The sequence below is a fragment of the Microbacterium sp. SORGH_AS_0454 genome (genome assembly GCF_031453395.1).
GTDB lineage: Bacteria > Actinomycetota > Actinomycetes > Actinomycetales > Microbacteriaceae > Microbacterium.
Window position 1 is genome coordinate 443,317 of sequence record NZ_JAVIYS010000001.1, and the last position, 12,197, is coordinate 455,513.

General features: G+C 70.6%; 9 protein-coding genes. 8 read left to right on the forward strand and 1 reads right to left on the reverse strand.

What is annotated here, in order from left to right:
* The first annotated feature begins 137 nt into the window (after positions 1–137).
* From QE454_RS02065 to QE454_RS02080, 4 genes are all read left to right on the forward strand, one after another.
* Positions 138–1,733, forward strand: a complete 1,596-nt coding sequence (locus QE454_RS02065; protein WP_307458601.1) for an ABC-F family ATP-binding cassette domain-containing protein — start codon at positions 138–140, stop codon at positions 1,731–1,733.
* Between the two features lie 117 nt (positions 1,734–1,850).
* On the forward strand, positions 1,851–6,533 hold the full coding sequence (locus tag QE454_RS02070) for an ATP-dependent helicase (protein WP_307458599.1): 4,683 nt from the start codon (positions 1,851–1,853) through the stop codon (positions 6,531–6,533).
* Positions 6,526–7,302: an Fpg/Nei family DNA glycosylase gene (locus QE454_RS02075; RefSeq protein ID WP_210072378.1), complete on the forward strand. Its 777-nt coding sequence runs from the start codon at positions 6,526–6,528 to the stop codon at positions 7,300–7,302. The genes QE454_RS02070 and QE454_RS02075 overlap by 8 nt, the downstream gene beginning before the upstream one ends.
* A gap of 333 nt (positions 7,303–7,635) precedes the next feature.
* A complete protein-coding gene (locus tag QE454_RS02080; RefSeq protein WP_103207095.1) occupies positions 7,636–8,043 on the forward strand; it encodes a transferase in 408 nt (135 codons plus the stop codon).
* An 83-nt stretch (positions 8,044–8,126) separates the two neighbouring features.
* Here QE454_RS02080 and QE454_RS02085 read toward each other — a convergent pair whose 3' ends face one another.
* Positions 8,127–8,516 (reverse strand): DUF1304 domain-containing protein, encoded by a 390-nt coding sequence (locus QE454_RS02085; protein ID WP_307458596.1) that lies wholly within the window; start codon positions 8,514–8,516, stop codon positions 8,127–8,129.
* 35 nt (positions 8,517–8,551) lie between these two features.
* On the opposite strand from QE454_RS02085, the gene QE454_RS02090 reads away from it, so the two are divergent.
* From QE454_RS02090 to QE454_RS02105, 4 genes are all read left to right on the forward strand, one after another.
* Entirely contained in the window at positions 8,552–9,277 is a 726-nt protein-coding gene (locus tag QE454_RS02090) for a LysR substrate-binding domain-containing protein (RefSeq protein ID WP_307458594.1), read from the forward strand.
* A 77-nt stretch (positions 9,278–9,354) separates the two neighbouring features.
* The gene (locus tag QE454_RS02095) at positions 9,355–10,083 is read left to right on the forward strand and encodes a glutamine amidotransferase-related protein (protein WP_210072381.1); all 729 of its coding nucleotides are present in this window, start codon (positions 9,355–9,357) and stop codon (positions 10,081–10,083) included.
* Between the two features lie 112 nt (positions 10,084–10,195).
* Positions 10,196–11,011 (forward strand): tryptophan-rich sensory protein, encoded by an 816-nt coding sequence (locus tag QE454_RS02100; RefSeq protein ID WP_307458590.1) that lies wholly within the window; start codon positions 10,196–10,198, stop codon positions 11,009–11,011.
* A 70-nt stretch (positions 11,012–11,081) separates the two neighbouring features.
* Positions 11,082–12,128, forward strand: coding sequence for a sodium:calcium antiporter (locus tag QE454_RS02105; protein WP_307458587.1), 1,047 nt, complete (start codon positions 11,082–11,084; stop codon positions 12,126–12,128).
* Positions 12,129–12,197: the final 69 nt, after the last annotated feature.

The window sequence follows — 12,197 nt, forward strand, 5'->3', positions numbered from 1 at the left end:
TCTCCTCCGGTGAAGAACGTCGACGCTTCCGCGCCCCTGTCCGCGCGCTGACCCGTCGACCCGCCGTTTCCTCGGCCGCCCTCCGCTGACGCGGACGGGTCCGGTGTCCGCGCATCCCGCGCCATCGGAGTCCTCTCGTGTCCTCCCCTCGTTCTTCCCTCCTTTTCGACCGTGTCCGCCTGGTCTGGCCGGACGGCAGCGTCGCGCTCGACGACGTGTCGGGCACGATCGGTGTCGGCCGCACGGGCCTTGTCGGCCGCAACGGCGCCGGCAAGTCGACGTTGCTGCGCGTCGCCGCCGGGCTGATCGCCCCCACGTCCGGGCAGGTGTCGGCCTCCGGACCGGTTGCGATCCTGCCGCAACGCCTCGCCGTCGACCCCGCCCGTTCCGTCGCCTCCCTCCTCGGAGTGGAGGAGCCCCTTCGTGCCCTGCGCGCCATCGAGGCCGGCGACGTCGATCCGCGACATTTCGACGCCGTCGGCGACGACTGGGACGTCGAAGCGAGAGCGGAGGCACTGCTGTCCGACGCGGGCCTTCCGGCGCAAGCGCTCGATCGGACGGTCGGGCAGTTGTCGGGCGGCGAGGCCGTGCTCGCCGCGCTCCTCGGCCTGCGCTCCTCCCGTGCGGCCGTGACTCTGCTCGACGAGCCCACGAACGACCTCGACCGCGAGGCGCGTGCGCGCGTCGGCGAGCTCGTGCGCTCCTGGCCGGGCGCGCTCGTCGTCGTCAGCCACGACGTCGGCCTTCTCGAGCTGATGGATGCCACCGCCGAGCTGTACGCCCACTCCCTGAGCGTCGTCGGCGGACCGTACAGCGCGTGGCGAGCGCATCGAGACGCGGAGCAGGAGGCCGCCCTGCGCGCCGAACGCGACGCCGCCCAGGCGTTCCGCCGCGAGCGGCGCGAGCGCATCCAGGCGCAGGACAAGCTCGCCACCCGCACCCGCGTCGCGCACAAGGCCGAGATCGAGAAACGCGTTCCCAAGATGTTCGCGGGGATGCGCGCGAACGCCGCACAGATCAGCGCGGGGCGTCTACGCACGCAGATGCAGGGAAAGGAGGATTCAGCGCGCTCGGCCCTCACGGAGGCCTCCGCGCGCGTTCGCGACGACGACGTGGTGCGCGTCGACCTGCCCGACCCGGACAACGCCGCCGCGCGTCGGGTCCTCGCGGTGGGGGACGGCGAGCGCGAGTGGATCGTCACGGGACGCGAACGCCTCGCCCTCGTCGGCCCCAACGGCGCCGGCAAGACAACACTGCTCGAGCGCCTCGTCCACGGCACCGACGACCCGGCATCCCTCCATGGCCGCGTGTACGTGGACCGGGTCGGCTACCTGCCGCAGCGCCTCGACGGCCTCGACGATGACGCGTCCGCGCTCGAGAACGTCCGGGCTGCGTCACCCGCCGCGCCTTCCGGAGAGGTGCGTGACCGCTTGGCACGGTTCCTCCTGCGGGGAGACACGGTGACGCGGGCGGTGTCGTCGCTGTCGGGGGGCGAGAGGTTCCGCGTGGCGTTGGCCCGACTGCTGCTGGCCGACCCGCCGCCCCAGCTGCTCGTGCTCGACGAACCGACGAACAACCTCGACCTCGACACCGTCGACGCGGTGGTCGCCGCGGTGCGCGCCTACCGGGGCGCTGTGGTGGTGGTCAGTCACGACGATGCGTTCCTGTCGCGACTCGATCTCGATCTGCGGCTCGAGCTGCGAGAGGGACGGCTGCGAGAGCTCCCCGAATGAACGACGGGTCTCTCCGCAGTCGGACCGGCCGACGGAAACCACGTACGACGAGGACGTTCCGCGGCGGGCGAACGTCAACCCCGACCCGATGTCGGAGGTCCGGGAGAAGATGTCGACATGGCCGACGTGCTGGAGAGATTCGGTCCTGCGACGCAGGACTGGTTCCGTGGCGCCTTCTCGGCGCCGACCAACGCGCAGAAGGGCGCGTGGGAGTCCGTGTCGTCGGGGCGGAACGCCCTCGTCGTCGCGCCTACGGGTTCGGGCAAGACGCTGTCGGCGTTCCTCTTCGCGATCGATCGGGTGTTCCGCGAGAAGGGCCCCGAGACTCCGGATGCCGCTCCCTCGCCGCGCGGCAAGCGTTCGACGCCGAAGGTCCCCAAGGCGGTCCCTACAGACACCCGCATCCTCTACATCTCCCCGTTGAAGGCGCTCGGCGTCGACGTCGAGCGCAACCTCCGCTCGCCTCTCGTGGGTATCGGACAGTCCGCTCGCCGCCTCGGCATCGAGGTGCCCTCGGTGACCGTCGGCGTGCGCTCGGGCGACACGAGTTCGAGCGATCGTCGCAAGCTCGTGACGGCGCCGCCCGACATCCTCATCACGACGCCCGAGTCGCTGTATCTCATGCTCACGAGCCAGGCGGCAGAGACCCTGCGCGGTGTGCACACCGTCATCATCGACGAGGTGCACGCGGTCGCGGCGACCAAGCGGGGCGCTCACCTCGCCGTGAGTCTGGAGCGCCTCGACGCCCTGCTCGACAAGCCCGCCCAGCGCATCGGACTGTCTGCGACGGTTCGACCCATCGACGAGGTGGCCCGTTTCCTCGGCGGAGCACAGCCCGTCGACATCGTCGCCCCCAAGGCCACGAAGGCGTTCGACCTCTCGGTCGTCGTGCCCGTCGACGACATGCTCAACCCACCGCCTCCTCCGGGCTCCCCCGCCCCCGACGACGCCAGCGACGCAGAGTGGTTCTCCGATCGTCCCGAGAGCACCGAGGTCTCGGGTTCGGTCTGGCCGCACGTCGAAGAGGCCATCGTCGACCGCATCCTCGAACGCCGCTCGACCATCGTGTTCGCCAACTCGCGGCGCTTGGCCGAGCGCCTGACGGGTCGCCTGAACGAGATCTACGCCGAACGACAGGGCATCGACGTCCCCGAACCCACGGTGCCCGCGGCCACGATGGCGCAGGCGGGTTCCTCGGCGGGTGTCGCGGCCATCCTCGCGAAGGCCCATCACGGCTCCGTGTCGAAAGAGCAGCGCGCGCAGGTCGAAGACGAGCTCAAATCCGGCGCCCTGCGCTGCGTCGTCGCCACGAGCAGCCTCGAGCTCGGTATCGACATGGGCTCCGTCGACCTCGTCATCCAGGTGGAGTCGCCACCCAGTGCGGCATCCGGTCTGCAGCGTGTCGGCCGTGCCGGCCACCAGGTCGGCGAGGTCAGCCGGGCCGCCCTCTTCCCCAAGCACCGCAGCGACGTCCTGCACACCGCTGTCGTGACCGAGCGCATGCTGGCGGGGCGCATCGAGGCCATCTCGGTGCCGCAGAACCCGCTCGACATCCTCGCGCAGCAGACGGTGGCCGCCTCGGCCCTGGGCTCTATCGACGTCGAGGAGTGGTTCGAGACGGTCAAGCGCAGCGCGCCCTTCCGCTCTCTCCCCCGCTCCGCGTACGAGGCCACCCTCGACCTCCTGGCCGGTCGGTACCCCTCCGACGAGTTCGCCGAACTGCGCCCCCGCCTCGTCTGGGACCGCGACGCCGGCACCCTCACCGGGCGCCCGGGCGCGCAGCGCGTGGCCGTGACCAGCGGCGGAACCATTCCCGACCGCGGTCTGTTCGGTGTCTTCGTCGCGGGAGAATCGCAGAACGCGCGCGTCGGAGAACTCGACGAAGAGATGGTCTACGAATCCCGCGTCAACGACGTCTTCACGCTCGGCACCACGAGCTGGCGCATCGTCGAGATCACGCACGACCGTGTCAACGTGCTCCCCGCCTTTGGCCAGCCCGGCAAGCTGCCGTTCTGGCATGGCGACGGCATCGGTCGCCCCGCCGAGCTGGGCGAGGCGCTCGGCAAGTTCTCGCGCGACATCGCCGCGGCCGACCGCGGCAAGGCCGAGGAGCGCCTTCGCGAGTCGGGACTGGACGACAACGCGATCACCAACCTGCTCGCGTACCTGGCCGAGCAACGCGAGGCGACCGGGAGCCTCCCCACCGATCGCACGCTGACCGTCGAGCGCAGCCGCGACGAGGTCGGCGACTGGCGCATCATCCTGCACTCGCCGTACGGCATGCAGGTGCACGCGCCGTGGGCGCTCGCGGTCAATGCACGCATCCGCGAACGCCTCGGCGTCGAGGGGGCGGCGGTCGCCAGCGATGACGGCATCATCGCCCGGGTCCCGGATGCCGCGGCGGAGCCGCCCGGGGCCGATCTCTTCGTCTTCGAGCCCGACGAGCTCGAACAGATCGTCACCGACGAGGTGGGCGGATCCGCTCTGTTCGCCTCGCGCTTCCGCGAATGCGCCGCTCGAGCGTTGCTCCTGCCCCGGCTGAATCCGAACCGCCGCTCCCCGCTCTGGCAGCAGCGCCAGCGTTCCGCGCAGTTGCTCGAGGTCGCCAAGAGGCACCCGGCGTTCCCGATCATCCTCGAGACGCTGCGCGAGGTACTGCAAGATGTCTACGACCTTCCGGCTCTCCTCCGCCTCACGCGACAGATCGGAGAGCGCAAGATCCGCCTCGTCGAGATCACGACGTCGCAGCCCTCCCCGTACGCTCGCGATCTGCTCTTCGGTTACGTCGGCGCCTTCATGTACGAGGGCGACTCCCCTCTCGCGGAGCGACGTGCGGCGGCGCTGTCGGTCGACCCGGCGCTCCTGAGCGAGCTGCTCGGCAAGGTCGAGATGCGCGAGCTTCTCGACCCCGACGTCATCGCCCAGTTCGAGCGCGAAGCTCAGCGCCTCGACCCCGATCGCCGAGTCCGCGGCGCCGAGGGAGTGGCCGACCTGTTGCGTATCCTCGGCCCCCTCGACGCGGCCGAGGTGGCTGCGCGAGTCGACACCGAGGGCGACGCACTGACCGAGGCCGAGCAGCACCTCGCCACCCTCGTCGACGACCGGCGGGCGATCCGCGTGACGATCGCCGGAGTCTCGCGCACGGCCGGGATCGAAGACGCCGGTCGCCTCCGCGATGCCCTGGGCGCGGCACTGCCCGTCGGCATCCCCAACGCGTTCCTCGAGCCTTTCCCCGATCCCCTGGGCGATCTCGTCGCCCGCTTCGCGCGCACGCACGCGCCCTTCACGACGGATGCCGTAGCCGAACGCCTGGGCGTGGGGGTAGCGGTTGCCCGGCTCACGCTGCAGCGCCTCGAGTCTCAGGGGCGCCTCGCCAGTGGGTTCTTCCTTCCCGAGGCGTCGGGCGGTGTCCGCGGCGACGAGACCGAGTGGTGCGACGTCGAGGTGCTGCGACGCCTGCGTATGCGATCGCTGGCGGCCATCCGCGGCAGCGTCGAGCCGGTCCCTCCGGCCGCGTACGCCCGGTTCCTGCCCGTATGGCAGCATCTGGGTCGCCCCCTCGAGGGCATCGACGGGGTGCTCGCCGTGATCGAGCAGCTCGCGGGCGTCCCCATTCCCGCGAGCGCGTGGGAGTCGCTCATCCTGCCCTCGCGCGTGGCGGACTACTCCCCCGCCTTGCTCGACGAACTCACCGCCACCGGAGAGGTGGTCTGGTCGGGCCACGGCACCCTGCCCGGTCGCGACGGGTGGATCGCGCTGCACCCGGCCGAGGCGGCGCCGTTCACCCTGCAAGACCCCGAGGACGCCGACGATCCCGCGCCCGATTCGCTCGAGGCGCGCCTGCTCTCGGCCCTGGAGAGCGGGGGTGCGTACTTCGCCACCCAGCTGAGACAGCTCGTCGGCGCCGAGAACGAGCAATCCGTCAACGACGCCCTCTGGGCGCTCACCTGGGCGGGCCGGGTGACGAACGACACCTTCGCCCCGGTCCGCACGCTGCTCAGCGGTGGGGGCCAGTCGCACCGTGTCGCCCGCCGCGCACCACGCGCACGTATGTACCGCGGCGCGACCATGCCGCGGGCCACCTCCGCGCCGCGTCCGCCGTCCCTGGGCGGTCGGTGGTCGCTCCTCCCCGAGCGCGAGGAGGACCCCGCCGCCCGCGCCACGGCCTCGGCGAGCCTCCTGCTCGATCGGTACGGGGTGGTGACGCGCGGCGCCGTGCAATCCGAGGGCGTGCCCGGCGGCTTCGCCCAGGTGTACCGCATCCTCGCCGGCTTCGAAGAGGCCGGACACTGCCGTCGCGGGTACGTGATCGAGAAGCTCGGCGCCGCGCAGTTCGCAGCCTCGGCCACGGTCGATCGGCTGCGCGAGTTCGCCGCGGTCGCCGACCCGCCGCCCCTGCGCACGGTGACGCTCGCCGCCACCGACCCCGCCAACCCCTACGGCGCCGCGCTCGGCTGGCCCGCGATCGAGGGGGTCACGCACCGGCCGGGCCGTAAGGCCGGAGGTCTCGTCGTACTCGTCGACGGTGAGCTCGCGCTCTACCTCGAACGCGGCGGTCGCAGCGCGCTCGCTTTCACCGGCGACGAAGCGGTGCTGCAGGCGGCGGCCCGACACCTCGCCGAGACCGCGAAGAAGAGGCGTCTCGAAACACTCACCGTCGAACAGGTCAACGGGGAGTTCGTCTACGGCACCGCGGTCGGCCGAGCCCTGCGCGAGGGCGGGTTCGTCGAATCGCCCAAGGGCCTGACGTTGCGCAAACTCACCGCCGGCGACACCCTGCGCGAGGCCGCCCGTGCCTGAGGGCGATACCGTCTACCGCGCCGCGGCGAAGCTGTCGGCGGCCCTCGCCGGCAAGGTGGTCACACGGTTCGACATCCGTGTGCCGGGGAGCGCCACCGCCGACCTGCGCGGGGAGACCGTGCACGAGGTCGCCGCTCGCGGCAAGCACCTGCTGCACAGGATCGGCGGCTTCACACTGCACTCGCACCTGAAGATGGAGGGCCGATGGGACCTTTACCGCCCGGGCGAGCGCTGGCGACGACAGGCGTTCAAGGCGCGGGCGGTCGTCGGCGTCGCGGGTGCGGACGCCGTCGGTTTCGACCTCGCGATGGTCGAAGTCCTGCGCACGAGCGACGAGCACACCGTGGTCGGACACCTCGGCCCCGATCTGCTCGCCGACGACTGGGATGAGGCCGAAGCGGTCCGTCGCGTCTCCGCCGACGACAGAGCTGCACACGTCGCGCTGCTCGACCAGCGCAACGTCGCCGGCTTCGGCAACGTGTACGCGAACGAGCTGCTCTTCGTCCGAGGCATCGCGCCGACCACCCCCGCCACGGAGATCGACGTGCAGGCGACCATCGCGCTCGGCGAGCGCATGATCCGCGCCAACCTGCCGCGCCCCGAGCGCACCTTCACCGGCGACAGCCGGCCCGGGCGTCGCTTCTGGGTCTACGGTCGCGAGGGCGCCCCCTGTCGCCGCTGCGGAACCCCGATCCGTGCGACCTCGCTCGGCGCCTCCGCGACGAGCGAGCGCAACGTCTATTGGTGCCCCACCTGTCAGCCCGGCTGAGACGGGCCGCCGCGGCGTCCGCCTCCTGGGCTGCGGCGCATCCCGGCCGACCGGGTCCACACCGCACCCGCGTCGACCCGCCGCGCAGCACGCGAGAGGGCGCCGCGCAGAACCAACTCTTTCCGCGCCCCGTGTCAAGCCGCCCGGCGCCCTTCGTCCGGCGTGCGAAAACAGGGGGACAACTCCACGCCGCGCTCCGCGCTTCGCGCTTTCCTCGACATCGAGGAAACCGATGACGGTATCGGCGACGAAGAAGCATTCGAGGGAATGAACGTCATTCCCGGCCCGTTGTGATACATGTCGGCTCAACCCGATGGCCGACCGGAGGGGATCGTGGGAAAGAACTACATCGACATCGAAAACGACCACGGCGAGACACTGCGTTACCGCAAGCACGTCAATGGTCGCGGACTCGTCGCGCACGGCGCGAAGGTCCACCCGTCGGCGCTGGTCGAGAACGGCGCCTACGTCGAACCCGGCGTGCAGATCGCCGCGGGTGTTCGTGTCGGCCGCGGTGCCTGGATCGAGTCAGACGCCGTGATCGGCCCGGAGGCGCACATCGAGCCGCACGCGCACATCTGCGCGGGAGCGGTGATCGGCGCGGGCGCTCACATCGGCGTCCGCACGCAGGTCGGCCACAACGCTCGCATCGCGATGGGGTCGCTCATCGGCGACGACGAGATCATCAACGACGGCGAAGCCGTGGCGACGGATCGACGAGGACTGCGGCTGGCAGCCTGACGAGGTCGTGCCCACCGCGGCATCCATGACCCGCACGACTCGACTGAGCGTGCGGGTTTTCGCTTGTCCGAGCTCTGGCGGCCTCAGGCGAAGATCGCCAGGACCAGCCCGATCAGGGGCAGGGTTCCCTGGATACTGGCCGGGCGCAGGTACTTCGCACCCGAGGTAACCAGGACGAGTGCCGCGGCGAGCATCGACCCCAGCGAGAAGATCAGCAGCGTGCGGCCGACGGCATCGCCGACCCCGTTCACCGTCCAGAACACGATGCCGACGACCGCTCCGATCGCGAGGAACAGGTTGTAGAAGCCCTGGTTGTAGGCCATGGGCCGCGTGGCATCCGCCGTCTGCTGGTCGGCGATCCCGAAGACCTTCCACGTCTTCGGCTGCGTCCAGCGCACGCTCTCCAGCACGAAGATGTAGACGTGAAGCAGGGCCGCGAGTCCCGCGAAGACAAGCGCCAGGATGCCGATCATGCCTCCCACGTTAGTGCCGCGGCTAGCCTGGAGCCATGGCGAAAGGCAACGGGTCCCGCGGGCGCACCGGCGCACCTCGACGCAGCGGGGCAGCGAAGCCCGCCGCGGCAGGGCGTTCACGCGCGGCGAAGCCGAAGGCGAAGGCCGAGCGACCGACCCCGCCGCGCGAGGAACCGCGGGACTTCGTGCTCGGCGCGATTCCCGGAGCAACCCCCGGCAAGTGGATCGGGCTGTGGCGCGAACGCATGCCGCACGTCGCTCTCGAGCTGCGTGAGATATCCGTCGCCACCCAGCTCGAAGCGCTCGACGAGGTCGACGCGGCGCTCATCCGCCTTCCCGTTGAGGAGTCAGACGACGTGAACGTGATTCCCCTCTACGAGGAGGAACCCGTCGTGGTCATGTCCGCAGACTCCGACCTGACCGCGGCCGACGAGCTCGAGATCGCCGATCTGCGGGGCGAGGTCGTCATCGCGGCCGCCGACGACGTCTTGCACCTGTCGATCCCGGACGCCGTCGCCCCGGCGTTCGCACCCCCGGCCGACACCGCCGAAGCCATCGCGACGGTGGCTGCGGGCGTCGGCGTCGTGATCGTGCCGATGTCTCTTGCTCGCGCTCATCAGCGCCGCGACGTCGAGTACCGCATCCTGCGGGACGGTCCGCGATCCCGGGTCGCTCTCGCGTGGCTCCGCGAGCGCACGACCCCCGATGTCGAGACGTTCGTGGGCGTCGTGCGCGGCCGAACCACGCGGTCCTCGCGCTGACCGGGCGTTGGTGCACCCACGTTTCGCTCCGTGTCACCCCCTGACGGTGCGGAAAGTCGCCCGCGTAGAATCTCCGGGTGACCGCTTCCCTGCTCTACGTCTGCGTTCGCCCGCAGCGTGAGGCGGCCGTGGCCGAGTGGGCCTCGTTCCGCGACGGTCTCGGCGTGCGAGACGACGACCTCGTGCACCACGACCTCGTTCGCGAGCCGCTGCCGGCGGACCTCGACCGGTACGCCGCGATCGTCGTCGGCGGCAGCCCTTTCAACGTCACCGACCCCGGCAAGACCGACGAGCAGCGCCGCCTTGAGCGCGACCTCGAACGCCTGGCGGGCGCGGCCATCGAGGGTCGCACGAACGCGCTGTTCACGTGCTTCGGTATCGGTGTCGTCACGCGTCTGCTCGGGGGCAGGGTGAGTTTGCTGCACCCCGAGGGCACGGGCCCCACCGACATCGTGCTCACCGAGGCGGGCCGCGACGACGAGCTGTTCGGCATCCTGAATCCCCGCTTCGAGGCGCTGACCGCACACAAGGAAGGCACGGCGATCGTCCCCCCGGGCGCGACGCTGCTCGCCGAAAACGACGCGTGCCCCGTGCAGGCCTATCGCGCCGGGTCCGGACTGTGGGCCACGCAGTTCCACCCCGAGCCCACGACCGAGGCGTTCGTCGCGCGCATGGTCGTCTACCGCGACGCGGGGTACTTCGATGCCGACGCGTTCGACGAGGTCTCGGCACACGTGCGCACCGCGTCGGTCGAGCAGCCCACGCGCCTTCTGCGCTCCTTCGCCGCCCGATCCGTCGCGGCCTGAGCCGCGCCCGTCGGCGTCGGCGCCCCCGACTCGGGTCTGCCCGGGGGGATCACCCGCCGTCAGAAGTCAACCCCGACTGCCATATTTACCTAGCTTTTCTAGTGTTCTAGGTATGAACGCAGCAACGCAATGGCGGGGAAGCGACCTCGCACGTCAGATCGTCGTCCTCTCCACGGTGTCGTTCATGCTGATCGCCGCCGTGATCGGGGCGGGCGCCTTCGGCAACTCGGCCGTGCAGGATCAGCAGGGCGGCGCCCTCAACACCGACGGCTCCTACCTCGCCCCGGCGGGTCCGGCCTTCTCGATCTGGTCGGTCATCTACCTCGGCCTGATCGCGTATGCGATCTGGCAGGCTCTCCCCGGCCAGCGCACAAATCCGCGCCAGCGCGCGCTCGGCTGGCTGATCGCCCTCACGATGAGCCTCAACGGCCTGTGGCTGGTCGCGGCCCGCTTCGGCACGCTGCTGCTCACGGTCGTCGTGATCGTCCTCTTGCTCGCGGCTCTCTGCTGGACGTTCCGCGTGGCCGTGGCGACGCGCGAACCGCGTGACGGCGTCGTCGATTCCGTCCTCATCGACGGGGTCACGGGCCTCCACCTCGGCTGGGTCACCCTCGCCACCGTCGCCAACGCCGCCGCCTGGCTCACCACCATCGTGCCGGCGGAGTGGGAGAACGCGGCGGATGCCATCGGTATCGCCGTCCTGATCGTGGTCGCTCTCATCGGTCTTTCGATCGCCTGGCGCAGCGCGTGGCGCGTCACACCCGCGCTCGCGCTGGCCTGGGGGCTCAGCTGGCTGGCCGTCGAGCGCTTCACGGGCGAGCCCCAGAGCGCGCCGATCGGCGTCACCGCATTGATCGTCGCCGCGGTCGTGCTGCTGCCGCCGGTGATCGTCAGCGTGCTGCGCCTCATCCGCCCGAGCGTCGACTGACCGCCTAGGCCCTCGGCATCCGTCCCGCAAGAGGGGCGGATGCCGAGGGTTCCGGGAGTTCAATCGGGGCGTGGACTCCCTCCCCTTCGCCCTGCTCGTCGCCCTCTTCGTCGCAGCCGCCGCCGTGGTGTGGGTGGCGGGGATCCACCTGTCCAAGGCCACCGACGTCCTGGACGCGCGCCTGCACCTGGGGAGCGCGCTGGGTGGTCTGATCGTGCTGGCCGTGGCGACCAATCTCCCCGAGATCGCCATCACCGTGTCGGCCGCGGTCTCGGGGAACCTCGAAGTGGCCGTCGGCAACATCCTCGGTGGAATCGCCCTGCAGACCGTGGTGCTCGTCATCCTCGACGCCTTCGGCAAGCGTGGGCGCGGGGTGAAGCCGCTCACCTACCGCGCGGCATCGCTCACTCTCGTTCTCGAGGGACTGATCGTCGTTGCCGTGCTGGCCGTGGTGATCGCCGGAAGCCAGCTGCCGGACGGACTCGAGTTGCTGCGGCTGACCCCCGACGTCGTCCTCATCGCCGCGCTGTGGATCGTCGGACTGATCCTGGTGAAACGCGCCGGAAAGCACCTGCCCTGGCACGAGGACGGGCATGCTCCGAATGCGAGCCCTAAGCCGTCGAAAGCGGACAACGGCAAGAAGATGAGCACGACGAAGGCGGCGATCGTCTTCTCGGTCTCCGCTCTCGCGACGCTCGTGGCCGGAGTCGTCCTCGAACGCGCGGGAGATGCGGCGTCGTCGCAGATCGGCCTGTCCGGGGTGCTGTTCGGCGCGACCGTTCTCGCCCTCGCGACATCGCTCCCCGAGATCTCGACGGGCCTTCAGGCGATCAGGCAGGGCGACGACAGCCTCGCGATCAGCGACATCTTCGGCGGCAACGCCTTCTTACCCGTGCTGTTTCTCCTTGCGACCGTCATCTCGGGATCCGCGGTCCTCCCGCGCGCGAACGGAGCCGATATCTACCTGACAGCGCTGGCGGCGCTCCTCACGCTCGTGTACGTGGTCGGGCTCATCTTCCGCCCGCAGCGGCGGATCATCGGGATGGGCGTGGACTCGTTCGTCGTCCTCGCCCTTTACGCGCTGGGTATCGCCGGCCTGTTCGCGGTCTCCGGCTAGCGCGCCGGGCTGCTAGGACCGGCCGAGATCGATCTGCCGCTGGATCTCGTCGCGCGCGCGCGGCCGAGT

Bases quoted from the DNA above. Each gene is read 5' to 3' on its own strand.
- QE454_RS02070 (WP_307458599.1), top strand. From the start codon at position 1,851: ATGGCCGACGTGCTGGAGAGATTCGGTCCTGCGACGCAGGACTGGTTC.
- QE454_RS02085 (WP_307458596.1), bottom strand. From the start codon at position 8,516: ATGATCGGCATCCTGGCGCTTGTCTTCGCGGGACTCGCGGCCCTGCTT.
- QE454_RS02090 (WP_307458594.1), top strand. From the start codon at position 8,552: ATGGCGAAAGGCAACGGGTCCCGCGGGCGCACCGGCGCACCTCGACGC.
- QE454_RS02100 (WP_307458590.1), top strand. From the start codon at position 10,196: ATGAACGCAGCAACGCAATGGCGGGGAAGCGACCTCGCACGTCAGATC.